The organism is Polaromonas sp. (assembly GCF_036676035.1).
GTDB lineage: Bacteria > Pseudomonadota > Gammaproteobacteria > Burkholderiales > Burkholderiaceae_C > Polaromonas.
The window spans coordinates 16503-42068 of record NZ_JAKFDR010000057.1 but is presented as its reverse complement, the minus strand read 5'-3'; the positions used below and the strand labels follow the sequence as shown (position 1 = coordinate 42068).

General features: G+C 62.4%; 25 protein-coding genes. 9 read left to right on the top strand and 16 right to left on the bottom strand.

Annotation, left to right across the window (positions count from 1 at the left end; all coding sequences use genetic code 11):
- Positions 1-151: 151 nt before the first annotated feature.
- The gene (locus tag V6M61_RS09085) at positions 152-778 is read right to left on the bottom strand and encodes an outer membrane beta-barrel protein (RefSeq protein ID WP_332776244.1); all 627 of its coding nucleotides are present in this window, start codon (positions 776-778) and stop codon (positions 152-154) included.
- 206 nt (positions 779-984) lie between these two features.
- Between V6M61_RS09085 and V6M61_RS09080 the strand changes: the two genes are divergently transcribed.
- Genes V6M61_RS09080 through V6M61_RS09070 form a run of 3 tightly spaced genes read left to right on the top strand, consistent with a single transcriptional unit; the run spans position 985 to position 4053 of the window.
- The gene (locus V6M61_RS09080; protein ID WP_332776243.1) at positions 985-1839 is read left to right on the top strand and encodes an N-formylglutamate amidohydrolase; all 855 of its coding nucleotides are present in this window, start codon (positions 985-987) and stop codon (positions 1837-1839) included.
- A 47-nt stretch (positions 1840-1886) separates the two neighbouring features.
- A complete protein-coding gene (locus tag V6M61_RS09075) occupies positions 1887-2924 on the top strand; it encodes a histone deacetylase family protein (RefSeq protein ID WP_332776242.1) in 1038 nt (345 codons plus the stop codon).
- Between the two features lie 19 nt (positions 2925-2943).
- Complete coding sequence (locus tag V6M61_RS09070) at positions 2944-4053, top strand: NAD(P)/FAD-dependent oxidoreductase (RefSeq protein WP_332776241.1); 1110 nt, start codon at positions 2944-2946, stop codon at positions 4051-4053.
- A gap of 24 nt (positions 4054-4077) precedes the next feature.
- Here V6M61_RS09070 and V6M61_RS09065 read toward each other — a convergent pair whose 3' ends face one another.
- Complete coding sequence (locus tag V6M61_RS09065; protein ID WP_332776240.1) at positions 4078-5139, bottom strand: quinone-dependent dihydroorotate dehydrogenase; 1062 nt, start codon at positions 5137-5139, stop codon at positions 4078-4080.
- 102 nt (positions 5140-5241) lie between these two features.
- Here V6M61_RS09065 and rpiA point away from each other — a divergent pair, with 102 nt between their 5' ends.
- The gene (gene rpiA, locus V6M61_RS09060; RefSeq protein WP_332776268.1) at positions 5242-5913 is read left to right on the top strand and encodes a ribose-5-phosphate isomerase RpiA; all 672 of its coding nucleotides are present in this window, start codon (positions 5242-5244) and stop codon (positions 5911-5913) included.
- Between the two features lie 51 nt (positions 5914-5964).
- Here the strand turns inward: rpiA and V6M61_RS09055 are convergent, their stop codons facing one another.
- The 3 genes from V6M61_RS09055 to V6M61_RS09045 form a co-directional block, all read right to left on the bottom strand.
- Positions 5965-6639, bottom strand: a complete 675-nt coding sequence (locus V6M61_RS09055) for a glutaredoxin family protein (protein WP_332776239.1) — start codon at positions 6637-6639, stop codon at positions 5965-5967.
- A gap of 39 nt (positions 6640-6678) precedes the next feature.
- Positions 6679-8751 (bottom strand): M3 family metallopeptidase, encoded by a 2073-nt coding sequence (locus tag V6M61_RS09050; RefSeq protein WP_332776238.1) that lies wholly within the window; start codon positions 8749-8751, stop codon positions 6679-6681.
- A gap of 114 nt (positions 8752-8865) precedes the next feature.
- Positions 8866-9339: a YhbY family RNA-binding protein gene (locus V6M61_RS09045; protein WP_332776237.1), complete on the bottom strand. Its 474-nt coding sequence runs from the start codon at positions 9337-9339 to the stop codon at positions 8866-8868.
- A 31-nt stretch (positions 9340-9370) separates the two neighbouring features.
- On the opposite strand from V6M61_RS09045, the gene V6M61_RS09040 reads away from it, so the two are divergent.
- The 4 genes from V6M61_RS09040 to glmM all read left to right on the top strand — a co-directional run bounded on the left by V6M61_RS09040 (position 9371) and on the right by glmM (position 14489).
- Positions 9371-10066: an RlmE family RNA methyltransferase gene (locus tag V6M61_RS09040; protein ID WP_332776236.1), complete on the top strand. Its 696-nt coding sequence runs from the start codon at positions 9371-9373 to the stop codon at positions 10064-10066.
- A 124-nt stretch (positions 10067-10190) separates the two neighbouring features.
- Complete coding sequence (gene ftsH / locus V6M61_RS09035; RefSeq protein ID WP_332776235.1) at positions 10191-12110, top strand: ATP-dependent zinc metalloprotease FtsH; 1920 nt, start codon at positions 10191-10193, stop codon at positions 12108-12110.
- A gap of 102 nt (positions 12111-12212) precedes the next feature.
- Positions 12213-13109, top strand: coding sequence for a dihydropteroate synthase (gene folP, locus V6M61_RS09030; RefSeq protein ID WP_332776234.1), 897 nt, complete (start codon positions 12213-12215; stop codon positions 13107-13109).
- A gap of 48 nt (positions 13110-13157) precedes the next feature.
- On the top strand, positions 13158-14489 hold the full coding sequence (gene glmM, locus V6M61_RS09025; protein ID WP_332776233.1) for a phosphoglucosamine mutase: 1332 nt from the start codon (positions 13158-13160) through the stop codon (positions 14487-14489).
- A 391-nt stretch (positions 14490-14880) separates the two neighbouring features.
- Here the strand turns inward: glmM and V6M61_RS09020 are convergent, their stop codons facing one another.
- Both V6M61_RS09020 and V6M61_RS09015 read right to left on the bottom strand, forming a co-directional pair.
- On the bottom strand, positions 14881-15066 hold the full coding sequence (locus V6M61_RS09020) for a hypothetical protein (protein ID WP_332776232.1): 186 nt from the start codon (positions 15064-15066) through the stop codon (positions 14881-14883).
- A gap of 47 nt (positions 15067-15113) precedes the next feature.
- On the bottom strand, positions 15114-15710 hold the full coding sequence (locus V6M61_RS09015) for a DUF6151 family protein (protein ID WP_332776230.1): 597 nt from the start codon (positions 15708-15710) through the stop codon (positions 15114-15116).
- Between the two features lie 180 nt (positions 15711-15890).
- Between V6M61_RS09015 and V6M61_RS09010 the strand changes: the two genes are divergently transcribed.
- A complete protein-coding gene (locus tag V6M61_RS09010) occupies positions 15891-16031 on the top strand; it encodes a hypothetical protein (RefSeq protein ID WP_332776229.1) in 141 nt (46 codons plus the stop codon).
- Between the two features lie 138 nt (positions 16032-16169).
- On the opposite strand, the gene V6M61_RS09005 is transcribed toward V6M61_RS09010, so the two are convergent.
- Genes V6M61_RS09005 through V6M61_RS08965 form a run of 9 tightly spaced genes read right to left on the bottom strand, consistent with a single transcriptional unit; the run spans position 16170 to position 25562 of the window.
- Positions 16170-17618 carry an aldehyde dehydrogenase family protein gene (locus V6M61_RS09005; RefSeq protein WP_332776228.1) on the bottom strand — a complete coding sequence of 483 codons (1449 nt, stop codon included), beginning with the start codon at positions 17616-17618 and terminating at the stop codon, positions 16170-16172.
- Positions 17615-18568 carry an amidohydrolase family protein gene (locus V6M61_RS09000; RefSeq protein ID WP_332776227.1) on the bottom strand — a complete coding sequence of 318 codons (954 nt, stop codon included), beginning with the start codon at positions 18566-18568 and terminating at the stop codon, positions 17615-17617. The genes V6M61_RS09005 and V6M61_RS09000 overlap by 4 nt, the downstream gene beginning before the upstream one ends.
- A 31-nt stretch (positions 18569-18599) precedes the next feature.
- Positions 18600-19544 carry a YncE family protein gene (locus V6M61_RS08995; protein ID WP_332776226.1) on the bottom strand — a complete coding sequence of 315 codons (945 nt, stop codon included), beginning with the start codon at positions 19542-19544 and terminating at the stop codon, positions 18600-18602.
- A gap of 42 nt (positions 19545-19586) precedes the next feature.
- Entirely contained in the window at positions 19587-20864 is a 1278-nt protein-coding gene (locus V6M61_RS08990) for a TRAP transporter large permease (RefSeq protein ID WP_332776225.1), read from the bottom strand.
- Positions 20865-20880: 16 nt separating this feature from the next.
- Positions 20881-21384 (bottom strand): TRAP transporter small permease, encoded by a 504-nt coding sequence (locus V6M61_RS08985; protein ID WP_332776224.1) that lies wholly within the window; start codon positions 21382-21384, stop codon positions 20881-20883.
- Between the two features lie 21 nt (positions 21385-21405).
- On the bottom strand, positions 21406-22389 hold the full coding sequence (locus tag V6M61_RS08980; RefSeq protein WP_332776223.1) for a TRAP transporter substrate-binding protein: 984 nt from the start codon (positions 22387-22389) through the stop codon (positions 21406-21408).
- Between the two features lie 45 nt (positions 22390-22434).
- Entirely contained in the window at positions 22435-23352 is a 918-nt protein-coding gene (locus V6M61_RS08975) for a dihydrodipicolinate synthase family protein (RefSeq protein WP_332776222.1), read from the bottom strand.
- A gap of 5 nt (positions 23353-23357) precedes the next feature.
- Positions 23358-24530, bottom strand: coding sequence for an L-rhamnonate dehydratase (locus tag V6M61_RS08970; protein WP_332776221.1), 1173 nt, complete (start codon positions 24528-24530; stop codon positions 23358-23360).
- A 12-nt stretch (positions 24531-24542) separates the two neighbouring features.
- Complete coding sequence (locus tag V6M61_RS08965; protein WP_332776220.1) at positions 24543-25562, bottom strand: 4-hydroxythreonine-4-phosphate dehydrogenase PdxA; 1020 nt, start codon at positions 25560-25562, stop codon at positions 24543-24545.
- Positions 25563-25566: the final 4 nt, after the last annotated feature.

Below are 25566 nucleotides of genomic sequence, written 5' to 3'. Positions count from 1 at the left end.
GCCCTTGCTGAATAGGCACCAACAGCTATTGATTTGGTAGCGGATTTGGGTGTCGACCCCACAAAAATCACCAAAAAGCCCGTCACACCAGCAGGCATGACGGGCTTTTTGGCTTTGGGTTTCCTGAAAGACCGTTCAGTGGCTTGACGGTTCAGAAGCGGTATTTCAGACCCACGGTTGTGGACGTGACGGGATCGCGCCCGGTGTTGGCAAAGTCAAGCTTGTAGCGGTCCCACTGCAGCACGGCGGACCAGTTGGTGCTGAAGTCGTAGCTGACCCCCAGGCCATAAGACAGGCCAAAGCCGCTTTTCGTGCCGTTGCTAAAGCCCGACGTGGAACTGGCCGTGACTTCGGTGCGGCCGTAGGTCGAGCCCAGGCGGCCTGTCAGCTGGAAGGACTCCGCCAGCGGCAGCCTGCCGACCAGGCTCAGGTTCAGGCCATGCGCCTTGGTGGTGCCGCCGGCCCGATGGATCCGGCCAAAGTCGGTGTAACCCAGTTCCAGGCCGAAGTTGTCGCTGAAGTAGCCGCCGCCGTAAATGCTGTAAATGTTGTCCTGGCTTTCGGCGGGGAACCCACCGGCGCCAGGGCTCAGGGAATACCGGGAGCGGCCGGCATTGAAGCCGATGTAGCCCCCGCTATGGGCATACCAGGACGGGCTGCCACTGCCGCTTGCCGAGCTGGATGTGGAGGATGAGCTGCTTTGGGCCTGGACCACACCGGTGGCCAGAACCGCCACAGCCAGAAAAACACCGGAAAAAGCACGGTTGAATGCGTTCACGGCAGCTCCTTGAGTGTTTGAAGAACGCCATTGAATGGCTCTTTTTTTCTTCAAAAACAACGTTTAATTTAGAGCACTCTGAAAGACCATGGTAGCAGCGCAGACGCGGAGTGTGTAGAGAACAAATGTAAATTTGCCAAAAACTCGTTGACCACCGTTCACATTCAATCGACGGGTGGCCCCCGGCCAACTGCTAAAGTCCAGTCATGCAGCTCATTACCCATCTGCCCGGGCGCACCCCCCTGGTGCTCGACTCTCCGCACAGCGGAACCACTTACCCCGCCGACTTTGCCTACGCCTGCGACCTGAGCACGCTGCGCAGCGCCGAAGACACGCATGTCGAAAAGCTTTACGACTTTGCCCCGGCCCTGGGGGTGCACTGGATCGAGGCGCACTTTCCGCGCAGCTACCTGGACGCCAACCGCGACACCACAGAGATTGATGTCACGCTGTTCGATACGCCGTGGCCAGAGCCGGTGGCCACCGATCCCAAGGTGCTGTCCAAGGTACGCCTGGGCAAGGGCCTGATCTGGCGCACCACCGACGACGGCGTGGAGATTTACCAGCGCAAACTGACCGTGGCCGAGGTGCAGGCGCGCATTGCGCAATGCTGGCAGCCCTACCACGCGGCGGTAGCGCAGGCCATTGAAGCGGCGCACCGCCAGCACGGCTACAGCCTGCATATCAACTGCCACTCCATGCCGGCCGTGGCGTCGAGTAACGCCACCGAGTTTCCGGGCGAAGAGCATGCCGACTTTGTGGTGGGTGACCGCGAAGGCACCACCGCCAGCACCGCACTGTCGCGTCTGATGTGCGAGCATCTGAGCGGTTTGGGCTACAGCGTGGCCTACAACCACCCGTACAAAGGGGTGGAGCTGGTCAGGCGTTATGGCGATCCGGCGCAACAGCGCCACAGTATCCAGCTCGAGATCAACCGCAAGCTGTACATGAATGAGCAGACCTTCGCCATGACGGCCGGGTTCGAACCGCTCAAGGCCAGCCTGCGCTCGCTGGTGGAGCGCCTGCTCAAGACCGATCCGCGTACGTTTCAAGTTTTGTAGCCTTCATCGCCCCATGTTTCGGGGGCGCCTTCACGCCGACTCTGACCATGATTACCTTCTTCAGCGACAGTCACCAGTCCCATGCCCCGGCCTTTGAATTTTTTCGCGGCGACCGCGTGCCTTGCTTTGAAACCCCGGCCCGGGCCGATTTCGTCAAGACCCGTCTGACCGAGCGCGGCCATGTGCTGCGTTCGCCGCAGGTGGACAGCCGTGCGGTGCTGGGCAAGGTCCACACGGCGCGCTACCTGGCGTTTCTGCAGCAGGCCTGGCGCGACTGGGCGGCGCTGGAGCCTGGCAATGAGCAGCGCCAGCCTTTTCCCTCGGTCTGGCCGGTGCGCACCTTGCGCAGCGATATCGAACCGGCCAACTTCATCGCCCGGCTGGGGCTTTACTCCATGGACAACGGCTCGCCCATGGTGGCCGGCACCTGGGCCGCCGCCAAAGCCGGGGCCGATGCCGCTGCCAGCGCCGCGGCCCTGCTGGGCGAGGGCCAGCGCGCCGTGTTTTGCTGCAGCCGCCCGCCCGGCCACCATGCCGGGGCCGACTTCATGGGCGGCTACTGCTTTTTGAACAATGCGGCCGTGGCCGCGCAGGCACTGCGCGACGCGGGCGCCGCCCGGGTGGCCGTGCTGGACGTGGACTACCACCACGGCAACGGCACGCAAAGCATTTTTTACGAACGCGCCGACGTGCTGTTTGTCAGCGTGCATGGCGACCCGCGCACGGAATATCCTTTTTACCTGGGGCATGCCGACGAAACCGGTGAAGGCGCCGGCGCGGGCTTCAACCTGAACCTGCCGCTACCGGCCGGCTGCACAGTGCCGCACTGGTTTGAGGCGCTTGAAACGGCCTGCCGGCGCATCGCGCAGTACGGTGCTGAGGCGCTGGTGGTCTCGCTGGGGCTGGACACCTTTGCCGATGACCCGATCTCGAAGTTTGCGCTGCAGTCCGGCGACTTTTCCCGCCTGGGCGAGCGCCTGGGCAGGCTGGGCCTGTCGACCGTGTTTGTGCTGGAGGGCGGCTACGCGGCGGCCGAGTTGGGCGTGAACGCCGTCAATGTGATTGAGGGCTTCGAGCAGGTTTGATGGAAGCAAGAGCAGACATATGAGCGTGGACCAGGTCGATTGCGTGGTGGTGGGTGCGGGTGTGGTGGGGCTGGCCGTGGCGCGTGCGCTGGCTTTGCAGGGCCGCGAGGTGATGGTGCTGGAGGCGGCAGACGCGATTGGCACGGGCACCAGCTCGCGCAACAGCGAGGTCATCCACGCCGGCATTTACTACCCGCAAGGCTCGCTCAAGGCCAGGCTGTGCGTGCAGGGCAAGGCGCTGCTGTACGCCTACTGCGGCGAGCGCGGCATTGCGCACCGCCGCTGCGGCAAACTGATTGTGGCGACCAGCCAGGCGCAGGTGGCGCAGTTGCAGACCATCATCGCCAAGGCTGCCGCCAATGGCGTGCACGATCTGCTGCTGCTCACGCGCGAGCAGGCGAGGGCGCTGGAGCCGCAGCTGGACTGCGTGGCCGCCGTGCAGTCACCCAGCACCGGCATTGTGGACAGCCATGCCCTGATGCTGGCGCTGCAGGGCGACCTCGAGAACGCCGGCGGGATGGTGGTGCTCAATTCGCCCCTGGCCCATGCTGAATGTTCGCCAGCAGCTATTCATTTGATAGCAAAAGACGGCACCGAGCTGCAGGCGCGCAGCGTGGTCAACGCGGCGGGTCTGTACGCGCCGGCGCTGGCCCAGCGTTTTGCGGGGCTGTCCGCGCGCTTTGTGCCGGCAAGTTATTACGCCAAAGGCAATTACTTCACGCTCTCAGGCCGCTCGCCATTTCAGCGCCTGATTTACCCGGTGCCCGAGGCCGCCGGGCTTGGCGTACACCTGACAATTGATCTGGGCGGCCAGGCCAAATTCGGTCCCGACGTGCAGTGGGTGGACTCCCCCGACGATCTGGTGGTGGACCCGGCGCGCGGCGACGCGTTTTACGCCGAGGTGCGCAAGTACTGGCCGGTGCTGCAGGACGGCGCCCTGATTCCCGGCTACGCGGGCCTGCGCCCCAAGATTGGGCCCCCTCATGAGCCGGCCAAGGACTTTTTGATCCAGGGTCCGGCCGAGCACGGCGTGCCGGGGCTGGTCAACCTGTTCGGCATCGAGTCGCCGGGGCTGACCAGTGCGCTGGCAATTGGCGAGCATGTCGGCGATTTGCTACGAAAACAATAGCTGCTTGTGCATACTTCTTAAGGGCTAACGGCTGTTTTTGCTCTGTTTAATGGAATTGGCAGCCTCGGCGACAAGCTCCGGGCCTTTGTAGATCAGGCCGGTGTAGATCTGCACCACGTCAGCGCCGGCGCGGATTTTGGAGACCGCGTCGGCACCGCTCATCACGCCGCCCACGCCGATGATGGGAAAGCCCGTGCCCAGGGCCGCACGCAACTGGGCAATCACGCGGTTGCTGGCTTCAAGCACGGGGGCGCCGCTCAGGCCGCCGGCTTCTTCGGCGTGGCGCAGGTGTTTGACGGCCTCGCGGTTCAGCGTGGTGTTGGTGGCGACCACGCCGTCCATGCCATGGCGTTTGAGGGTCGCGGCAATCACGTCAACCTGCGCTTCATCCAGGTCGGGGGCGATCTTGACGAAGAGGGGCACATGTTTGCCGTGCAGGCGGGCCAGCGCTTCGCGGCGCTCGGCCAGGGCGCCGAGCAAACCGTCCAGGGCTTCGTCGCTTTGCAGCGCCCGCAGGTTTTTGGTGTTGGGGCTGGAGATATTGACGGTGACGTAGTCGGCGTGCGGGTAGACGCCGTCGAGGCAGACCAGGTAGTCGTCGACCGCGTTCTCAATCGGGGTGGCGGCGTTTTTGCCGATGTTCAGGCCCAGCAGCAAGGGGTTTTTCGGGTTCTGCTGGCGAAATCTGGATTGCTGCACATTGGCAATGAAGGCGTCCAGCCCGTCGTTGTTGAAGCCCAGGCGGTTGATCAGCGCGTTGGCTTCGGGCAGGCGGAACATGCGCGGCTTGGGGTTGCCCGGCTGGGCCTTGGGCGTGACGGTGCCCACCTCGACAAAGCCAAAACCCATGGCGGCCAGGCCATCGATGCAGCGCGCGTTTTTGTCCAGCCCGGCGGCCAGGCCGACCCGGTTGGGAAACTTCAGTCCGGCCAGCTCGATCGGGTCGCTCACCCGGCCCGAGCAATAGGCCAGTTCAAGCGGCGTGCGCTGGATGCGTGCCAGCGAGGCCATGGTCAGTTCGTGGGCGGTTTCAGGGTCCAGACCAAATAAAAAGGGGCGGGCCAGGGCGTAGGGGAGCAGGGGCATTGGATAATTCAGGCAGAGGGCTGTGCGGCTTGGGGGTTGCCCGCAAGCCAGGAGCCTTCAATTGTCGCAAAAACCCAGCCCATCACCGCAATGACCCAGAACATGACCCAAGACGAACTCAAAACACTGGTAGGCCAAGCGGCCCTGCACTATGTCCAGCCCGGCACCATCGTGGGGGTGGGCACCGGCTCCACCGTCAACAAATTCATTGACGCCCTGGCCGGCATGAAGGCGCAGATTGCCGGCGCCGTCTCCAGCTCGGTGGCCTCCACCGAGCGCCTGCAGGCGCTGGGCATCAAGGTGTTCGACGCCACCGAGGTCGATGAACTGGCGGTCTATATCGACGGCGCCGACGAGATCGACCATGCCGGCTACATGATCAAGGGTGGCGGCGCGGCGCTCACGCGCGAAAAAATCGTGGCGGCGCAGTCTCGCAAATTTGTCTGCATTGCCGATGAGTCCAAGCTGGTGCAAACGCTGGGCAATTTTCCCCTGCCCGTGGAGGTGATTCCCATGGCCGCCAAGCGCATTGCGCGCCAGTTTGCCGCAATGGGCGGCAGCGCGACCCTGCGGCTCAAAAACGGTGTGCCCCTGCTGACCGACAACGGCCAGCACATTCTGGACGTGACGGGTCTGAAGATCGCCGACCCGCTGGCGTTTGAATCCCAGGTGAACCAGTGGCCGGGCGTGGTGACGGTGGGGGTGTTTGCCTTCCAGAAGGCCAGCGTGTGCCTGCTGGGGGCGCCGGGCGGCGTCAAGACCCTGGTGTTTTAAGCCCGGGGCCCCGCGCGGGCCCCGGGCACCACGCCAATCGGCTCAACGTACTTAAAACCGGATGCCTGCGGGGTTCTCGGCAGACGGTTGCGGCGCAGGGGCCGGCCGGGCCGGGCGTGCGGGAGCACTGGCTTGTGCCGGATTGCTGCCATTGGCCGCAGGTGCGGTGCTTACCGTCACCAGCGGTGTGGCCGGCGCCTGGCGGTAGCTGGCGGGCAGCACCGAGGTTTTGGGGTAGCCCGCCGCGTCGAGGAACTGCGTCCATTCGGCGTCCGAAAACCCCTTGAGCTGCTGGCTGCCAATGGTCGCAAAGGGCAGTGAGGTGTCGCCGCTCATGCGCTGCAGGGCCTGGGCGTCTTCGGGGGTATTGACGGTTCTTTCGGCAAAAGGAATGCCGCGGTTGCTCAGCATGGTGCGCGCCGAAGCGCAGGGGCTGCAGTTGTCGCCGGTGTAAAGCGTGACCGGGTACTGGTTGGCGACCTGCCGCAACTCAAAAGGCAGGTTGGCCGTGGCCACTCCTTTCGACGCACTGGCCGTCGCGCTGCTGACCTTGGCATTGCTCGATGGCGGTGGTGGCTGGTCCGAGAAAGTGATCTTGCCGTCCGGGCCGACGATGCGGTAGACCTGCTGGGCCTGGGTCAGTGGCGCCCACAGGCTGCCTGTCAGCACCACGGCTGCAAGCGCGGCAGCTTTGGGGGCCAGAAATTCAATCACGTTCGATGTCATCAATCTCTCCAGTCGGTCCAGTCAGTCTTCAAACGGTCTTCAAGCCATGCCCTGGTGGCGCAGCAGCGCATCAATCGAAGGCTCACGGCCCCGGAAGGCCTTGAACGATTCCATGGCAGGGCGGCTGCCGCCGGTTTCCAGAATTTCCTGGCGGTATTTTCGGCCAGTTTCCACCGAAACGGTGCTGGACGCCAGCCCGTCACCCGTGTCTGCACCTGCGCCCGGGATGACGGGCCGGGCTGATTCTTCGAAGGCGGCATAGGCGTCGGCAGAGAGAACCTCGGCCCATTTGTAGCTGTAATAGCCGGCCGCATAACCGCCAGAAAAAATGTGACTGAATGTATGCGCCGTGCGGCTGTAGGCGGGCGGCGTGATCACGGCGACCTCTTTGCGCACCTCGGCCAGCAGGGCCATCAGGTCTTCTTCGGGCTGGTGCTGCGTGTGCAGCAGCATGTCAAACAGCGAGAGTTCGATCTGGCGCAGCGTCTGCATGCCGCTCTGGAAGTTTTTGGCGGCCAGCATTTTGTCGAACAGGGCGCGCGGCAGGGGCTCGCCGGTGTCCACATGGGCTGTCATGTGCTTGAGCACATCCCATTCCCAGCAGAAGTTTTCCATGAATTGGCTGGGCAGCTCGACGGCATCCCATTCGACGCCGCTGATGCCCGAGACATCGCGCTCATTGACCTGCGTGAGCATGTGGTGCAGGCCGTGGCCGAACTCGTGAAACAGCGTGGTCACGTCGTCGTGCGTCAGCAGCGGCGGTTTGCCGCCCACGCCCTCTGCAAAGTTGCAGACCAGGTGCGCCACCGGGGTTTGCAGCTTGCCGGTGTCGGGGCGCAGCCAGCGGGCACGCACGTCGTCCATCCAGGCGCCGCCACGCTTGCCGGTGCGGGCGGCCGGGTCCAGGTAAAACTGGCCGACGAGCTGACCGGTACGTTCGATCCGGTAAAACTCCACGCCGGGTTTCCAGACAGGTGCCGAGTCTTTGCGGATGGCCACTTCAAACAGGGTTTCCACGATTTTGAAAAGACCCGCCAGCACCTTGGGCGCGGTGAAGTATTGCTTGACCTCCTGCTCGCTGAAGGCGTAGCGGGCTTCCTTGAGCTTTTCGCCGATGTAGGCGTAGTCCCAGGGCTGGGGGTTTTGCAGCTTCAGTGCGTCAGCGGCAAAGGCGTGCAGGTCGGCGACGTCTTGTTCGGCATGGGGGCGGGCGCGGCGGGCCAGGTCGCGCAAAAAGCCAATGACCTGCTCGGGCGATTCGGCCATTTTGGCCACCACCGAGACTTCACCGAAGTTGCGGTAGCCGAGCAGCTGCGCTTCTTCGAGCCGCAGCGCGAGGGTTTCGCGCATGACGGCGCTGTTGTCGTACTGGCTGAATTCGGCGCTCGCCTGGTCGCTGGCGCGGGTGTTGTAGGCCTGGTACAGGGTTTCGCGCAGCGCGCTGCTGTCGGCAAACTGCATGACGGGCAGGTAGCTGGGCATTTTCAGGGTGAGCTTGTAGCCGTCTTTGCCTTCGGCCTCGGCCTGGGCGCGGGCCGTCTGGCGCACGTCTTCGGGCACGCCCGCCAGCTCGTCGGCCCGGGCGTAATAGGCAAAGGCATCGGTGGCGTCCAGCGCGTTTTCGCTGAATTTCTGGCTCAGTTCGGCCTGGCGTTCCTGGATCTGGGCAAAACGCTCCTTGGCGGCGCCCACCAGTTCGGCGCCCGACAGCACAAAGTTGCGCATGGCATTTTTGTGGGCCTGGCACTGCTCGGCATTGAGGGTGGCGACATCAATGGCCTTGTACTTGGCGTACAGCCGCTCGTCGGCACCCAGACGGGTGTAAAACTCGGTGACTTTGGGCAGGGCGGCGTTGTAGGCGGCACGCAGCTCGGGGGTGTCGGCCACGCTGTTGAGGTGGCTCACCGCGCCCCAGGCACGGCCCAGGTTCTCGGTGGCCACATCCAGCACCGCGGCCATATCGGTCCAGCGCGCCGGAAAACCGGGGGCCGTGACCTGCTCCAGCGCGGCATCGGCCTTGAGCAGCAACTCGTCGACGGCGGGGCCGACATGCTCGGGCAGGATGCGGTCAAACAGCGGAAGGTCGGAAAAGTCGAGCAGTGGATTGGTCATGGCAGAAAGCTGTGGGCTATAAGAGCGAATCTAAAGGGGACCCATGGGAAAGTACCCCGGGGCGCACCAAGAAGAGGACAAAAGAGGCACAAGCCGGTGGCCAGTCCCTGTCCCTCAGTCTTGCGCGCTTTTCTTGATGCTGCGCTGCTTGGGCTTGGCGCGCTTGACCGTGCCGCCCGGCGTCAGGCGCTGGTTGCCGAGCACGCGCAGGATTTTGACTTCGGGCCGCTGACCGTAGCGCGTGCTGTTTTTCAGCACTTTCACATCGCGCGGGCCGGGCATGCGGTCTTCGTTGACCTTTTTTACTTTTTCCGGCATGGGGCGCCACAGCACCAGCAGCTTGCCGATGTGCTGGATGGGCGCGGCATTGAGCTCGTCGGCCAGGGTCTGGAAAATGGTTTCCCGACCGGCGCGGTCGTCGGACAGCACCCGGATCTTGATCAGCCCGTGCGAGTTCAGCGCAGCGTCGGTTTCCTTTTTGACGGCAGCCGTCAGGCCGTCCGAACCAATCATCACCACGGCATTGAGGTGGTGTGCATTGGCACGGTGTTCTTTGCGCTGGGCGGGGGTAAGTTGTATTTGAGCCATGCCTGATTATCGGTGAGAGGACAATAGACGCATGAAAGTAAATACTAAAAGCAAAAAGGTCAATAAAGCGTGGTTAAACGACCACGTTAACGATACCTATGTCAAGCTGGCCCAGAAAGAGGGCTATCGGGCAAGGGCGGCCTACAAGCTCAAGGAGATTGACGAAACGCTGGGCCTGATCAAGCCCGGCCATTGCGTGGTGGATCTGGGCAGCACGCCCGGCGCCTGGAGCCAGTACGCGCGCCGCAAGCTGTCACCTTCCGGGGCGGCCGCGGGCGAGCTCAACGGCCGTATCGTGGCGCTGGACATTTTGCCGATGGAACCTGTGGAGGGCGTGGTCTTCATCCAGGGCGACTTCCGGGAGCCGCAAGTGCTGCAAAAACTGGAGCAGACTTTGAGCTCCGACAAGGGCTTCGTCAAGGTTGATGTGGTTATTTCAGACATGGCGCCCAATCTGTCGGGCATTGAGTCCGCCGACGCGGCGCGCATCACCCACCTGGTGGAACTGGCCGTGGACTTTGCCCAAAGCCACCTGAAAGCCGATGGTGCGCTGCTGGTCAAGGTGTTTCATGGCAGCAGCTACAGCCCGCTGGTCAAGCTGTTCAAGGACACTTTCAAGGTGGTCAAACCCATCAAGCCCAAGGCCTCGCGCCCCAACTCGTCGGAAACCTTTCTGGTGGGTATTGGTCTTAAAAAGAATGGGAAATCGGTGCCCGAGGTGGTTTGAAATGGTCAAAAATCACCTAAACCCGTCCTAAAGCAAGGGGTGTGCCGCCTATTTATGCGGTTTTAGCCCTTGAAAGACCTAAAATCAACCGTATGTGCCTTTTGTGCTTACATCGGAGTAGTCCTTGAACAATCAGTGGTTTTCAAAAATTGCAATCTGGCTGGTGATTGCAATGGTGCTGTTCACCGTCTTCAAGCAGTTCGATACGCGCACCGGCGCCGGCTCGAACTACCTGGGGTATTCCGATTTTCTCGAAGAGGTCCGCGGCAAGCGCATCAAGACCGCCACGATTTCGGAAGGCCAGGGCGGCACCGAGATTGCAGCCGTGACCATCGATGACCGCAAGATCCGCACCACGGCGACGTACCTGGACCGCGGCCTGGTTGGCGACCTGATTGCCAACGACGTGAAGTTTGATGTCAAACCCCGCGAAGAAGGCTCCCTCCTCATGACCCTGCTGGTCAGCTGGGGTCCCATGCTGCTGCTGATCGGTGTCTGGATTTACTTCATGCGCCAGATGCAGGGCGGCGGCAAGGGCGGGGCGTTCAGCTTTGGCAAGAGCAAGGCGCGCATGCTCGACGAGTCCACCAATCCCGTGACCTTTGCCGATGTGGCCGGCTGCGACGAGGCCAAGGAAGAAGTCAAGGAAGTCGTGGACTTCCTCAAGGACCCGCAAAAATTCCAGAAGCTGGGCGGACGCATTCCGCGCGGCCTGCTGCTGGTAGGCCCTCCGGGCACCGGCAAGACCCTGCTCGCCAAAGGCATTGCCGGCGAAGCCAAGGTGCCGTTCTTCTCGATCTCGGGTTCCGATTTCGTTGAAATGTTTGTCGGTGTGGGCGCCGCCCGCGTGCGCGACATGTTCGAAAACGCCAAGAAAAACGCCCCCTGCATCATCTTCATCGATGAAATCGACGCGGTCGGCCGCCAGCGCGGCGCGGGCCTGGGCGGCGGCAATGACGAGCGTGAACAAACCCTCAATCAGATGCTGGTCGAGATGGACGGCTTTGAAACCAATGCCGGCGTGATTGTGGTGGCTGCCACCAACCGGCCCGACATCCTGGATGCCGCCTTGCTGCGCCCCGGCCGTTTTGACCGCCAGGTGTATGTGACGCTGCCCGACATCCGGGGCCGCGAGCAGATTCTCAACGTGCACATGCGCAAGGTGCCGCTCGGCCAGGACGTCAATGCCAGCGTGATTGCGCGCGGCACCCCCGGCATGTCAGGCGCCGACCTGGCCAACCTGTGCAACGAAGCCGCCTTGATGGCCGCCCGCCGCAGCGCCCGCGTGGTGGAGATGCAGGACTTTGAAAAAGCCAAGGACAAAATCCTCATGGGCCCCGAGCGCAAGAGCATGGTGATGCCCGAAGAAGAGCGCAGGAACACGGCTTACCACGAGTCTGGCCACGCACTCATCGGCAAGATGCTGCCCAAGTGCGACCCGGTGCACAAAGTGACCATCATTCCGCGTGGCCGCGCCCTGGGCGTGACCATGAGCCTGCCGGCGCAAGACCGCTACAGCTACGATCGCGAGTACATGCTCAGCCAGATCAGCATGCTGTTTGGCGGCCGCATTGCCGAAGAAGTCTTCATGCACCAGATGACCACCGGCGCCAGCAACGACTTCGAGCGCGCCACGGCACTGGCTCGCGACATGGTGACGCGTTACGGCATGACCGATGCGCTGGGCCCCATGGTCTACGCCGAGAACGAAGGCGAAGTGTTCCTGGGCCGTTCGGTGACCAAGACCAACAACATGAGCGAGTCGACCCTGCAAAAGGTCGACAACGAAGTGCGCCGCATCATCGACCAGCAATACGCCCAGGCGCGCAAGCTGATTGAAGACAACAAGGACAAGATGCACGCCATGGCCAAGGCGCTGCTGGAGTGGGAAACCATTGACGGTGACCAGCTCGACGACATCATGGCCGGCAAAGAGCCGCGTCCGCCCAAGGACTGGGCGCCGCGCAGTTCTTCCGTGGATGGCGGCGGCCCCAGCGGCGGCACACCGGCTGTCAGCACCGAGCCGGCGCATACCGTGGCATGAGCCGGATCAGCCCGTCTACTGAATCCATGATCCATGACAACCGGGGCTGGTCCCCGGTTTTCTTTTTTCCAGACAGATTTTGATTTTCTCAATGGGCATTCTGTGATCTGGCAAACCTCACGCTTTCAGATTGACTTGTCGCAGCCGCGCGTCATGGGCATTGTCAATGCGACGCCGGACTCGTTTTCGGATGGCGGCAAGTATTTCACGCAGGACGGCAGCCTGTCGGCGGTGCTCGGGCATTGCGAACAGCTGCTCAAGGATGGCGCCGACATGCTGGACATTGGTGGGGAATCGACGCGCCCCGGCGCGCCGCCCGTGCCGCTGGAGGAAGAGCTGGCCCGCGTGTTGCCGGTGCTGCGCCATGCGGTGCAGCTCGGCGTGCCGGTTTCCGTGGACACCTACAAGCCAGAGGTCATGCAGGCCGTGCTGGACCTGGGCGCCGACATCATCAACGACATCTGGGCCTTGCGTCAGCCTGCCCAGCCTGGTCCATCGGGCCATCCGGGAGCCCGGCAAGTGGTGGCTCGCCACCCCAGCTGCGGGGTTTGCCTGATGCACATGCACCGGGAGCCTCAAACCATGCAAGCCGCTCCCATGGAGGGCGATGTGGTGGCCCAGGTGCTGTCCTTCCTTGAGCAGTCTGCGCGCGACTTGCGGGCGCTGGGTGTTGGCAAAGACCGCATCGTGCTGGACCCGGGCATAGGCTTTGGTAAAACGGTGGCGCAGAACTTTGCATTGCTGGCGCACCAGCAGGCCTTGCTGGCCGCCGGCTACCCCCTGCTGGCCGGCTGGTCGCGCAAGTCATCGCTCGCGGCGGTGAGCAGCACCTCGCTGGCGGCCGTGGCCCAGCTGGACACCGTGGACCGGATGGTGCCCAGTGTGTCGGCGGCCTTGCTGGCGGTGGACCGCGGCGCCCGCATCGTGCGCGTGCACGATGTGCGCGAGACCGTGCAGGCGCTCAAGGTCTGGACGGCCGCAAGCAGCGCGGCCCTCTAAAATAAGCAGCTCATAACAAGCCGGGCAAGCCCCGCGGAAAAGATGGCAATGACCAGACAGTATTTCGGAACAGATGGCATTCGGGGCACCGTGGGGCAGCCGCCCATCACGCCTGACTTTGTGCTGCGCCTGGCGCACGCCGTGGGCCGTGTGCTCAAGAAAACCGAGGCGCGCCCCACGGTCCTGATTGGCAAAGACACACGCATTTCGGGCTACATGCTGGAAAGCGCACTGGAGTCGGGTTTCAACTCGGCCGGCGTCGACGTGGTGCTGCTCGGGCCCCTGCCGACACCGGGTGTGGCCTACCTCACGCGGGCGCAGCGCGCCAGCCTGGGCGTGGTCATCAGCGCCAGCCACAATGCCTACCCGGACAACGGCATCAAGTTTTTCAGCGCCCAGGGCACCAAGCTGTCCGACGCCTGGGAGCGGGACGTCGAAGCTGCGCTCGAGGAACCCCCGGTATGGGCCGACTCGGCTACCCTGGGCAAGACACGCCGGCTGGATGACGCGGCGGGCCGCTACATCGAGTTCTGCAAGAGCACCTTTGCCAATGACCTGACCCTCAAGGGGCTCAAGATCGTGGTCGATGGCGCGCATGGTGCGGCCTATCACATTGCGCCCAAGGTCTTTCACGAACTGGGCGCCGAAGTCATCGCCATCGGCTGCGCGCCCGACGGCATGAACATCAACCACGAGGTGGGCGCCACGCACCCCGAAGCCTTGATCCGTGCCGTCAAGGCCAACCATGCCGACTACGGCATCGCGCTGGACGGTGACGCCGACCGGCTGCAGCTGGTGGACGCCACGGGCCGCCTGTTCAACGGCGATGAGGTGCTGTTCCTGATGGTCAGCGAGCGGCTGGCGCGCGGCGAAAAAGTGCCCGGCACGGTCGGCACGTTGATGACCAACATGGCCGTGGAGGTGGCCCTACAACGCAAGGGCGTCGAGTTTGTGCGCGCCAAGGTGGGTGACCGCTATGTGCTCGAAGAACTCGACAAGCGCGGCTGGCTGCTGGGCGGCGAAGGTTCGGGCCACCTGCTGGCGCTGGACAAACACACCACCGGCGACGGCCTGATCAGCGCGCTGCAGGTGCTGCAGGCTTGCGTGCGCAGCGGCAAGACGATTGCGCAGTTGCTTGGCGATGTGGTGCTGTTTCCCCAGACTCTGATCAATGTACGGCTCAAGCCCGGGCAAGACTGGAAAAGCAGCGCGCAGCTGGCCGCTGTGACCAAAACCGTAGAGGCCGAGTTGGGCGACAGCGGCCGCGTGCTGATCCGCGCCAGCGGCACCGAGCCGCTGCTGCGGGTGATGGTTGAGGCGCGCGACGCCCAGCAGGCCCAAGCTTGCGCCGAGCGCGTGGCCGATACCGTGCGTGCCTGATCCGTTTTCTTGAGGTAAATAGGCTTCTGGCCCTTTAAAAACGGGCACAAGGAGCTATTAAATTAATAGCAAAATAAAGGGCGCGCGGTTAGCGCAACCCGAAGGCATCCGCCTTTTCTGAGTGCGGGATGCGCATCAAACATTGCCTGAATCCGGATTAAAGCGTATTGGAAGGGTACCGCGCGCCCTCGAATATCCGAGCTCTTTGACGTTGGGGTCAAGCTGACGCCGTAGGCGCTACTTGACTGAAGTGTTAAACATTCTCCAGTTTGAAGCGCCTGTCAAAGTTCATCTTCCGAAGAACTGCCTTGGCCTGTTCGACTGGCACTGCGTCTTAGCGCGGGAGTGACTCTGAAGTTTGCTTGAACAGAGGTAAGTTTAGGTTGATGTTTTACGGGCGATTTTCCCGCCACACCATTGCCGCAAGCCCTGCTGTGACGGCAAACGCGACCCCGCTCACCCAGAGTGGAATATGCACCCCGTTGACAACCACCTCCCAGCCCAGCAGAACGCGCAGCAGCTGAAGCAACGCGATTAGCGAGAAGAGAGCAACTGCGATGGTAGTGAAGGGCTTCATGTTCTATCTCCGTGCGCGGAAATGAAAAGTGTTAGCGGTCTAACGTGTTAGATGGCATTCATCACTCGCTCTCGCTCACTGCTGGTGAGCACCTTTGGCGGTACGAAAGGGGTTCCCCGATCCGGGTCAAAGAACGGTGTGCTCTTGTAGCTGCCATCCAGGCGAGCGCGGATCAGTGAACTCATGAACCGAAGAACTGATGCGGTTGTGCTTATCGGCATTAACTTTGGCTTGCCTTTGGCGTGCTTTGTGTTCACCCGCATGCGGACGGGGCCGAAAGAACTCTCCAAGGTTCTCGGGGGATCTTCCAAGCAAGTGTGAATGAGGCCGACGTGAGAAACCTTGAAGTCACGCGGGGTGTTGCCGATAGGCGTGTTGCAGCAACTCGCATACCAACGCAGCATTCCGGTCTCTGTGAGGGACATGCAAGCGAGGGCGTCAACGCCTTGAGTGAAAGTGACGTACTTGGGTAGGGTTGCGACAACGTCCGTTCCTCCCATCTCGTCCAGAATGTCGCCGGTCGTGCCCAGGAAGTGCGCAAAGGCTTGACAGTCTCTGCAGTAGCACACGCCTCGGCTCACTTTCTCCGGGTGGCTGACGTAGCCTTTCAAAGTTCCGCATCTGCATCGCAATGGATGGTTCATATCTGGAGCCTTCTCAACGCAGTTTGGCTGAGCCATGCCGTCTAGACAAAATGGCTTCATGAATTCGGACGGCCCGACTCCTGCAACAACGTAGATTGCGCGCCTGAGGCGTGCCGAGCTACAACAATGCACCGCAGCGATGGGCGCTGGGGTCGTTGTGAAGTTGCAAGGAGACGAGCCATGCGTAACTCTATCACCCTGTACGTGGGTTTGGACGTGCACAAGAACAGCATCGACATTGCCACGGCAGACGCTGGGCGCGACGGCGAAATTCGCCACGTGGGCCGTATTGGCGGGGATCTGGCCCCGCTTTTACGGTGAGCATTGATCCGCAAACTTCGGATGCGGATAACACTGATTTTTTATAGCCTTTTATGGCCGCAGCCGTCTGGATACGGTTGCAACAAGCTATCAATTAAATAGCAAATGTCTCTACCCGGTTTCGCAACTGCATGACCTTCAAGCCAGCGTGTAGGCGGTTTTGACCGTCGTGAAAAACTCCTGCGCATACTTGCCCTGTTCGCGCGGTCCGTAGCTGGAGCCCTTGCGCCCACCAAATGGCACGTGGTAGTCGACCCCGGCGGTGGGCAGGTTCACCATGACCATGCCGGCCTGGCTGTGCCGTTTGAAATGTGTGGCGTATTTCAGGCTGGTGGTGGCAATGCCGGCGGACAGGCCAAACGGCGTGTCGTTGGCGGTGGCCAGCGCGGCTTCGTAGTCCTTGACGCGGATGATGCTGGCCACCGGGCCAAAGATTTCTTCGCGGTTGATACGCATGGTGGCGGTGCTCTCGCTGAACAGCGCCGGGGCCATGAAGTAGCCTTCGGCGCTGCTGCCGGTGTGGCACTTGACGCGTTCGCCGCCCATGGCCAGCGTCGCACCCTCGGCCTTGCCGATTTCAAGGTAGCTCAGGTCCTGCTCGAGTTGCGCTTGTGAGGACACCGGGCCGATGTCGGTGCCGGCGGTCAGCGCATCACCGACCTTGATGCGGGCCATGCGCTCCTGCAGGGCTTTGACAAAGGCCGGGTAGATGCCTTCGGTCACGATCAACCGGCTGGACGCGGTGCAGCGCTGGCCGGTGGAGTAAAACGCGCTTTGTGTGCTCAGTTCCACCGCCCGGGCCAGGTCCGCATCGTCCAGAATGACTTGCGGGTTTTTGCCGCCCATTTCGAGCTGCACCTTCTTCAGGTTTTTGGCGCAGGCCAGCGCAATGCGCCCACCCACCCCGACCGAGCCGGTGAAGCTGATGGCATTGATGCCCGGGTGATTGACCAGCGCATCACCGATGACCCGGCCCGGCCCCATGACCAGGTTGAAAACGCCGGCCGGAATACCAGAGCGCGAGATGATCTCGGCCAGGGCCCAGGCGCTGCCCGGCACCAGATCGGCCGGCTTTAACACCACGCAGTTGCCAAAGGCCAGCGCCGGCGCAATCTTCCAGGCCGGAATCGCGATCGGGAAATTCCAGGGCGTGATCAGGCCCACCACGCCTACCGGCTCGCGGGTGATTTCCACGCCGATATTCGGGCGCACGGAGGGCAGGGTTTCGCCCGACAGGCGCAGGCACTCGCCGGCAAAGAACTTGAAGATATGGCCGGCGCGGGTGGCTTCGCCAATGCCTTCCGGCTTGGTCTTGCCTTCTTCGCGGGACAGCAGCGTGCCCAGCTCTTCCTTGCGGGCCAGGATTTCGGTGCCTATCTTGTCGAGTGCATCCGAACGGGCCTGAATGCCGGCGGAGGACCAGGCGGGAAAAGCCGCCTGCGCAGCCTGTACAGCGGCATCGAGTGTTGCCGCATCGGCCTGGGCATACTGGCCAATCACATCGGACAGGTCCGACGGGTTGAGGTTGGCGCTGGTGCTGCTGGCCGCCAGCCATTGGCCGTTGATAAGGTTGTTGAAGGTGGTCATATATTCACGTCTGAAGTGGGTGGAAGATCAATGCGGTAAAAGCGCAGTGCATTGCCGCTCATCACGGCCTGTTGCTGATCGTGGGTGAGACCATCCAGCATACGCCAGATAGCCTCTACCAGGGGTTGAAAGCCGATACGCAGGCGCGCCACCGGAAAGTTGCTGGCGAACATGCAGCGCTGCCAGCCGAAGATGGCCAGCGTGTCGCGCACGATGCGGGCGTTCTCCTCCCAGTTCCAGGGTTGGTCGCGCAGGCCGAATTCGGAGAGCTTCACATGCACATTCGGCTGGCGTGCGAGTGTTCCCATCCAGCCACGCCAGCGCCGGAGGCCTTCTTCACTGCGGTCCCAGGCAAAGCCGTGGTGGTTGAGCACCATGGGCACCAGCGGAAACATGGCCGCGACCTGGGCCGCTTCGGGCAAGTGCCAGGCGGGTACGCGCATGTCCCAGCTCAACCCGTATTTTTGCAGCAGCGAAAAGCCGCGCAGCCAGGCCTCGTCCTGCATGCTGCCTGGCTGCCCCGCCACGGTTTGCCCTGGCGTTGCCGATGTCACCGGCTTGCTGCGGATACCCCGTACCAGCGGATAGCGCAGATGGCTGAGCAGACACTCCTCCGTATCGGGCCTGTCGAACCAGGCATGCGCCACCACGGCATTGGGAAAACCATGCGAGGCGCTCATCTCATGCAGCCAGGCGGTCTCAAGCACCTGCTCGCTACGGTCACGCTCGGCCTCGACGTGTACCGTTGCCAACACTTGAACACCCGCGCTTGCCGCGCGGTAGTCTGCGGGCAAGAAGTCCCGGCACAACGCAGCATAGTCGCCCAGAAAGAATTCCTGCGGGTTGTACGCTTGCTGCAGCCACGGGTAGCGGCCGCGCGACAAGTCCCACAGATGATGGTGCGCGTCCACCACGGACAGGACATTTGGGGGGGTGGGCGAAGGATTCACTGAAGGTACTCGGGCAGGGTTTGGGTGAACCTCAGTGTTGCCACACGTAGGAAGAATCGGGTTCGCGCAGGGTCTTGATCGCTTGCTCGAACTCGAAACTGTCGAGGTTGAGGCGACGTACCGTCTCGTCCTGGAACGAGATGTAGACCGCACGGTCCACCGGATGGAAGGACAGCGCCAGCGGATTGCTGGGCAGGGCAAAGCAGCGCTGCTCTTGCAGATCGGTGCCGAACACCGACAGCGAATGCTCGCCGGAATTGGTGGTCAGCAGCAGGTCCTGGCCCTGCGCGCTGCGGAAGCGGTAGACCCGGTTCGGGTCGCGCCGCGTCTTGCCCGACGCGACGACTTTCATGCTGGTCGTGTCGACGGCGACGATGGTGTCGTCGCCCCGGTTGGCCACATACAGCAGCGACTCATCCGCCGACAGCACATTGCCCTCAGGCACCGGGCCCGGCACCATGGCCACCGGTGTGAAGGTCGGGTCATTCGGTTTGATTTTGGTGACCGTGTTCGACAGCAGGTTGAGGGCATAGGCTGTCTGCGCATCCTTCGTCAATGCGAACAAATGAGTCTTGTAGCCGCCTGAGGGCACGGCCAGGTCGGGCACATGGCGGTTGACCGGGTCCGAGAAACGCAGCAGCGTGTTGTGCGCCTCCGACATCACGTACAGGCGGCCTTCGGCGTCCACCGTCAGGCCATGCGGGCGATAGAAAGGCCAGATGTTGAGCGTGGCCACATGTTCACGTCGGTCCAGATCGATCACGAAGACGGAGTGCCCGCCCGCGTCGCCCAGGTGGCTGGCGGTCTCGATGCCGTAGTGGCCCACATAGGCGCGCCGGCGCACCGGGTCTACCGTGAACTCGTGCGGAAAGTTGGGCAGCACGATGTGCTTTTCAGCCTGGCCGGTGGCCAGGTCGTAGAAGCTGAAGGTGTGGGCGCATTTCTGCACCAGCAAGAGTGTTTCCTGAAGAGACATGTTTTTCCTGGGTTGTAAGCTTGGAATGGAGGCCGGTGCGCTTCAGCGGAACCAGGCCGCTGGCACCATCACCAGCTGCGGGAACAGCACAAACAGGAACAGCAATGCCGTCTGTGCCAGAAGGAAGGGCCAAACCCCCTTGATCACGTTGTCCAGGTTGGTTTTGGCCACCCCGGCCACGACGTTGAGCACCGTGCCTACCGGCGGCGTCAGCAGGCCAATCGCGTTGTTCATGATGAACATCACGCCGAAATAGACGGGGTCTATGCCGGCCTGACGGATCACGGGCATCAGGATGGGCGTGAGGATCAGCACGGTGGGCATCAGGTCCAGCGCGGTGCCGACCACGATGACCAGGATCATGATCATGAACATCAAGAGCTTTGGGTTCTCCATGAAGGGCGTCAGCAGCGCCGTGGCCTGTGCCGGAATATCCGCGATGGTGATGAGCCAGGCCGACACCAGCGCGCAGGCCACGAGGAACATCACCGTGCTGGAGGTCTTGGCCGCGGCGAGCATCAGCTCAGGCAACCATGAAAGCTTGAGCTCGCGGTAGACCAGCAAGCCCACCAGCAGCGAATAAACCACGGCGACCACGGCCGCTTCGGTGGGCGTAAACACGCCGACCTTCATCCCGCCTATGATGACCAGCGGCAAGGCCAGGGCCCAGACCCCATCGACCAGCGCCCGAAGGAGCTGGCGCAGGTCGAACTTGCGGCGCGTGACCAGGGCCTCCTTGCGGGCGCATAGTCCCCAGGTCACGGCCAGGGCGATCGCCATCATGAGGCCGGGAAATATTCCGGCCAGGAACAGCTTGGTGATCGAGATCTGGGCCGCGACGCCGAATATCACGAACGCGATGGACGGCGGGACCACCGGCGCAATGATGCCGCCGGCCGCGATCAGGCCCGCTGCGCGCGGCACGTTGTAGCCCGCGTTGCGCATCATCGGTATCAGCAGGGCGGCCACGGCGGCGGTGTCGGCCACGGCCGAGCCGGAGATGCTGGCCACGACCACGCAGGCGATGATGGCGACATAGCCCAGGCCGCCGCGCACGTGGCCGATCAGCGAGTCGGCCACGTGAACGATGCGCCGCGACAGGCCGCCGGCGTTCATCAGCTCACCGGCCAGCATGAAGAAAGGCACCGCCATCAGCGGGTAGTTGTTGACCCCTTCGAGCAGGTTCTGCGCGAGGATCTGGGTGTCGAAAGTGTTGAGATGCAGCATCAGCGCTACACCGCAGGCCAGCAGGGCGAATGCGATGGGCATGCCGAGGGCCATGGCGCCCAGCAGGGCAGCCAGGAATATGGCGATTGTCATGATTTGTCTTTGATTGTTATTCGCCGGCACTGCTGCCCTGTGACACCAGCTCTTCGCGGGACATCTGCCCGGTGACCTGCCGCCACAGCGACCAGGCCAGCACGCAAGCCATGCCCACACTGCTGATCAGCAGGCAGAGGTACACCAGTCCCAAAGGCACATCGGTCACCGGCGAACGGTTGTCCATGCCAAGGACGACCTGTTTCCAGGTGCCATGGGCCAGCAGCGCGCAGCAGGCCATCGTCAGCGCGTCTGCCAGAAAGCGGCAAACGCGCTGGCCCTTCTCGCCCAGGCGGTCCACCAGGCTGGACATGCCCAGGTGGGCATTCTCTTTCATGACCAGCAGAGCGCCTATCAGCGTGAGCCACATGAAGACAAAGCGCGACACCTCTTCAGAAAAAACGATGCCTGAGTTGAAAACGTAGCGCAGGACGACGTTACCGAACACCAGCACGATCATCACACCCAGCAGCGAGATGAGAAACCACTCGATGGCGCGCTCAAGAAAATGAAGTTTCATGATGGGTTCCAGGCGCACTGCTTACTTGATGGCGTCCACCGCGACCAGCAGCTCCGGGCCGTTCTTGGCGACGTAAGACTTGCGCACTTCTTCGCCCACCAGTGCCTTGAAAGGCGCGGGATCAAACGTGTCGATCACCGTCATGCCTTGCTTGCGCATGTCCGCGATGATTCCTGCCTCGTTCTTTTGATTCAGGTTGCGCTGGAAAAGCTTGGAGTCGCTGGCCGCGGACAGCAAGGCCTTTTTCTGATCCGGGGTGAAACCGTCAAACTTTGCCTTGTTGATGACCACCGGCATTGCCGTAAAGGCGTGTTTGGTCAGCGTGAGGTGCTTTTGCACTTCATAGAACTTGGCCGCATAAGTGATGTCCACCGGATGCTCCTGCGCGTCCACCGCGCCAGATTCCAGTGCCTGGTACAGCTCGCCCAAAGGCATGGGAATCGGGTTGGTGCCCAGCAGCTTCCAGGCCTGGATATGCACCGGGTTGCCCATGGTGCGGATCTTCAGACCTTTCACGTCCGCAGGCGTTCTGACCGGGCGATTCTTGGTGGTGATGGAGCGAAAGCCCACTTCCCAAAACGCCAGTTGCTTCAGGCCGTTGCCTTCCAGCTCTTTCATCAGGCCCTGGCCGACAGCACCGTCCACCGTGGCATAGGCGTGGGCCGGGTTACGGAACAAAAATGGAATGTCGAGCACCTCGAAATGCGAGGCCATGCCCGAGAAGTTGCCGCTGCCGGCCATCATCATGTCGATGGTGCCGCCGCGCACAGCGCCCAAAACGGTCGAGTCATTACCCAGCTGGCTGCCCGGGTAGACCTGAACCTCTAATTGCCCCTTGCTGCGGTCCTTGACGAGTTTGGCAAATTCCAGCGCGGCCAGATGCTGTGACGCCGTTTCCGGCCCGGCATGGGCAAAGCGGATTTTGGTGGTTTGGGCGTTGGCGCTCAGGGCTGATGCAAGCACTGCTGCGGAAAAAGCGAGTTTGAGAAAGGAACGGGTTTTCATGAGTTGTCTCCAGATTCAAGATTTTTTAAAGGGTTAATGAAAAAACTATTTACCCCAGCGCAAGACCATGGGGTCAAGCCGCTGGGCGGTTTCGATCAGGCCTTTGCGCACCTCGGGGTGCATGGCGGGAAACGGGTGGCGCGGGGCTTCGCAGGCGATGATTCCTCCTTCCTTCATCAGCGCCTTGGCGGTGAGGATGCCGCCCTGGCGGTTTTCGTAATTGATCAGTGGTAGCCAGCGTGTGTACTCCGCTACCGCTTCTTCACGGCGGCCTGCGGCATAGGCATCAACGATGCGGCGTATGCCGTCGGGGTAGCCTCCGCCGGTCATGGCGCCTGTGGCGCCAGCGTCCAGGTCGGGCAGCAGGGTGATGGCTTCTTCGCCGTCCCACGGGCCTTCAATCGCGTCGCCGCCCAGGCGAATCAGCTCGCGCAGCTTGGAAGCCGCACCGGCGGTTTCGATCTTGAAATAGGAAACCTGCTTGATCTCCTTGGCCATGCGCGCCAGGAAGGCCGCAGGCAGCGTCGTGCCGCTCATGGGGGCATCCTGGATCATGATGGGGATGTCGATGGCGTTTGACAGCGCGGCGTAGAACTCGTAAATCTTCTCCTCGCTCGCTCGCAGGGTGGCGCCGTGGTAGGGCGGCATCACCATCACCATGGCCGCGCCGGCATCCTGTGCGCGGCGGCTGCGCTCGGTGCAGACCCGCGTGCCAAAGTGCGTGGTGGTGACGATCACCGGCACCCGGCCCGCCACGTGCTTCAGGATGGTTTGCGTAAGCGTTTCGCGTTCGTCATCCGACAGCAAAAACTGCTCGGAAAAATTCGCCAGAATGCACAGGCCGGTCGAGCCCGCGTCGATCATGAAATCGACGCAGCGCTTCTGGCTTTCGAGGTCGAGCTCGCCCGCGTCGTTGAAGGTGGTGGGCACCACCGGAAATACGCCCTTGTACCTGGCTGCCATGCTGCTCACTCAATGATGTTGAAGTCTTTGAGGAACTCGGTCTTGAGGCTCAAGCCCAGGCCGGGTTTGTTGTCGTCGAGCTGCACAAAGCCGTTTTCGGCCACGGGTTCGCCGTCAAAGATGTAATAGAAGAGCTCGTTGCCGACTTCCACGTCAAACATCGGAAAGTACTCGCTCATCGGCGAGGCCAGCGTGCTCATGGTCAGGTGGTAGTTGTGCATCTGGCCCGCGTGCGGGATCACCGGCACGCTGTAGGCCTCGCACAGGGCATTGATCTTGTGCGCCGCCGTGATGCCACCGACACGGTTGGTGTCGTACTGCACCACCGACACCGCCTTTTTATCGAGCAGCTGTTTGAAACCGTAGAGCGAAAACTCGTGCTCGCCGCCCGAGATCGGGATGCTGGTGAGCTGATTCAGCTCGGCGTAACCATCGATGTCGTCGGCGATCACGGGTTCTTCAAGCCAGCGCGGTTCGAACTTCTCCAGCTTGGGGCAAATGCGCTTGGCGTATTCCAGGTTCCAGCCCATGTAGCACTCGAGCATCAGGTCCTTGTCGTAGCCGATGACTTCGCGGATGGCCTCCACCGACTTCAGGTTCTCCGTCACGCCCTTTTGCAGGTGGGCCGGGCCGTAGCCAAAGCGCATCTTGAAGGCGGTGAAGCCCTGGTTCAAAAACTTCTCGGCCTCGGCCTGCATTTCCTTCAGGTCGGTGCGGTAGAGCTTGGAGTAATAGCAGGGAATCTTTTCCTTGGTACGCCCGCCCAGCAGCTTGAACACCGGCTTGCCCACCGACTTGCCCAGGATGTCCCAGATCGCCAGGTCAATTGCCGAGATCGCCGCCATGGTCACGCCCTTGCGGCCCCAGGCGTGGGTGGCGCGGTACATGCGCTGCCACAGGTATTCGTAGTCCCAGGGGTCCTGGCCCAGCACCAGCGGCGTGAGGTACTGGTCGATGATGGCTTTGGCGATGGCGGGCGCCAGCGCCACGTTGCCCAGGCCGATGATGCCGTCGTCGGTTTCAATTTCCACCACCGTCCAGCTGTGAAAGCGAAAGGTGCTCATGGTCTCTTTTTTGGAGTAGAGCAAGTCCATGGCGTTGGAGCAGAAGTTGCCTTGGGGTGGAACGGTCTTGCCTTTCCACTCGAACACGCGTGCGCGAACTGATTTGATTTTCATGGTGTCGTCCTTTTAAGAATGAAGGCGTGCCGCACCCATGCGGCAAGCGATGCGAAATGCGTTGAGGGTGGCGTTGACGTCGGCCAGGCCCTGGCCGGCAATGTCATAGGCCGTGCCGTGGGCCGGCGTGGTGATGGGCAGTGGCAGGCCGCCCTGTACCGTGACGCCTTTGGAAAAACCCATGAGCTTGATCGCGATCTGGCCCTGGTCGTGGTACATGGTGACGATGGCCTGGTACTGGCCGTCTCGCGCCTTGAGGAAAATCGTGTCGGCAGGGAAGGGGCCATCGACCGGAACACCGCTGGCGCGCAGTTCGCGCACGGCCGGCTCGATGATGTCGATCTCCTCGCGCCCGCACATGCCTCCGTCACCGCCATGCGGGTTGAAGGCCGCGATCGCCACTGTGGGGCTGGCGGTACCGCTGGCCTGCAGCGACTGGTAGATCAGCCGTGCCGCGTCCACGATGCGCTCTTTGGACAGGGCGGCGGCGGCATCCTTGAGCGGAATGTGCGAGGACACGCGCGAGGTCCACAAGTCGCCAAGCGTGTTGAACTCGCAGAAGTAGCCGGTGACGCCCAGGTATTCGGCAAAGTGGTGCAGCTCGTCTTCGTGCTTCAGGCCGCCCAGCTTCATCGCCTGTTTGTTCAGTGGCGCAAAACAGATGGCATCGACCTCGTCGCGCTTGGCGCCGTCCATGCACAGGTCAAGCACCTGCAGCACCGCACTGCCGCAAGCGGCCTGCGCCTGGCTGCGCTGCACCTGTTCCGGGCGAATAGTGTCCACGGCAAGAAAGGCGGGCAGGCGCTGGTCGGGGCGTTTTCGCACCTCGGCCAGGCTGGCAACGGCCTGCGTGGGCACGGTGAGTTTGGCAATGGCCTGACCGTCCTGCCAGAGCCAGGGGTCGCCCACCAGTACGATGTTGGCACTGGCCGTAATGCCGGGCTGGCTCAGCAACCGGGCGATCAGCTCCGGGCCTATGCCTGCTGCGTCGCCCAGTGTCAGGGCAATGACTGGTGTCTGCTGCTTGCTCATGGGA

What these genes read in the sequence shown, in the direction of transcription:
- V6M61_RS09080 (WP_332776243.1), top strand. Translation starts at nt 985, where the DNA reads ATGCAGCTCATTACCCATCTGCCCGGGCGCACCCCCCTGGTGCTCGAC.
- V6M61_RS09075 (WP_332776242.1), top strand. Translation starts at nt 1,887, where the DNA reads ATGATTACCTTCTTCAGCGACAGTCACCAGTCCCATGCCCCGGCCTTT.
- V6M61_RS09070 (WP_332776241.1), top strand. Translation starts at nt 2,944, where the DNA reads ATGAGCGTGGACCAGGTCGATTGCGTGGTGGTGGGTGCGGGTGTGGTG.
- V6M61_RS09065 (WP_332776240.1), bottom strand. Translation starts at nt 5,139, where the DNA reads ATGCCCCTGCTCCCCTACGCCCTGGCCCGCCCCTTTTTATTTGGTCTG.
- rpiA (WP_332776268.1), top strand. Translation starts at nt 5,242, where the DNA reads ATGACCCAAGACGAACTCAAAACACTGGTAGGCCAAGCGGCCCTGCAC.
- V6M61_RS09055 (WP_332776239.1), bottom strand. Translation starts at nt 6,639, where the DNA reads ATGACATCGAACGTGATTGAATTTCTGGCCCCCAAAGCTGCCGCGCTT.
- V6M61_RS09050 (WP_332776238.1), bottom strand. Translation starts at nt 8,751, where the DNA reads ATGACCAATCCACTGCTCGACTTTTCCGACCTTCCGCTGTTTGACCGC.
- V6M61_RS09045 (WP_332776237.1), bottom strand. Translation starts at nt 9,339, where the DNA reads ATGGCTCAAATACAACTTACCCCCGCCCAGCGCAAAGAACACCGTGCC.
- V6M61_RS09040 (WP_332776236.1), top strand. Translation starts at nt 9,371, where the DNA reads ATGAAAGTAAATACTAAAAGCAAAAAGGTCAATAAAGCGTGGTTAAAC.
- glmM (WP_332776233.1), top strand. Translation starts at nt 13,158, where the DNA reads ATGACCAGACAGTATTTCGGAACAGATGGCATTCGGGGCACCGTGGGG.
- V6M61_RS09020 (WP_332776232.1), bottom strand. Translation starts at nt 15,066, where the DNA reads ATGAAGCCCTTCACTACCATCGCAGTTGCTCTCTTCTCGCTAATCGCG.
- V6M61_RS09015 (WP_332776230.1), bottom strand. Translation starts at nt 15,710, where the DNA reads ATGAACCATCCATTGCGATGCAGATGCGGAACTTTGAAAGGCTACGTC.
- V6M61_RS09010 (WP_332776229.1), top strand. Translation starts at nt 15,891, where the DNA reads ATGCGTAACTCTATCACCCTGTACGTGGGTTTGGACGTGCACAAGAAC.
- V6M61_RS09005 (WP_332776228.1), bottom strand. Translation starts at nt 17,618, where the DNA reads ATGACCACCTTCAACAACCTTATCAACGGCCAATGGCTGGCGGCCAGC.
- V6M61_RS08995 (WP_332776226.1), bottom strand. Translation starts at nt 19,544, where the DNA reads ATGTCTCTTCAGGAAACACTCTTGCTGGTGCAGAAATGCGCCCACACC.
- V6M61_RS08990 (WP_332776225.1), bottom strand. Translation starts at nt 20,864, where the DNA reads ATGACAATCGCCATATTCCTGGCTGCCCTGCTGGGCGCCATGGCCCTC.
- V6M61_RS08985 (WP_332776224.1), bottom strand. Translation starts at nt 21,384, where the DNA reads ATGAAACTTCATTTTCTTGAGCGCGCCATCGAGTGGTTTCTCATCTCG.
- V6M61_RS08980 (WP_332776223.1), bottom strand. Translation starts at nt 22,389, where the DNA reads ATGAAAACCCGTTCCTTTCTCAAACTCGCTTTTTCCGCAGCAGTGCTT.
- V6M61_RS08975 (WP_332776222.1), bottom strand. Translation starts at nt 23,352, where the DNA reads ATGGCAGCCAGGTACAAGGGCGTATTTCCGGTGGTGCCCACCACCTTC.
- V6M61_RS08970 (WP_332776221.1), bottom strand. Translation starts at nt 24,530, where the DNA reads ATGAAAATCAAATCAGTTCGCGCACGCGTGTTCGAGTGGAAAGGCAAG.
- V6M61_RS08965 (WP_332776220.1), bottom strand. Translation starts at nt 25,562, where the DNA reads ATGAGCAAGCAGCAGACACCAGTCATTGCCCTGACACTGGGCGACGCA.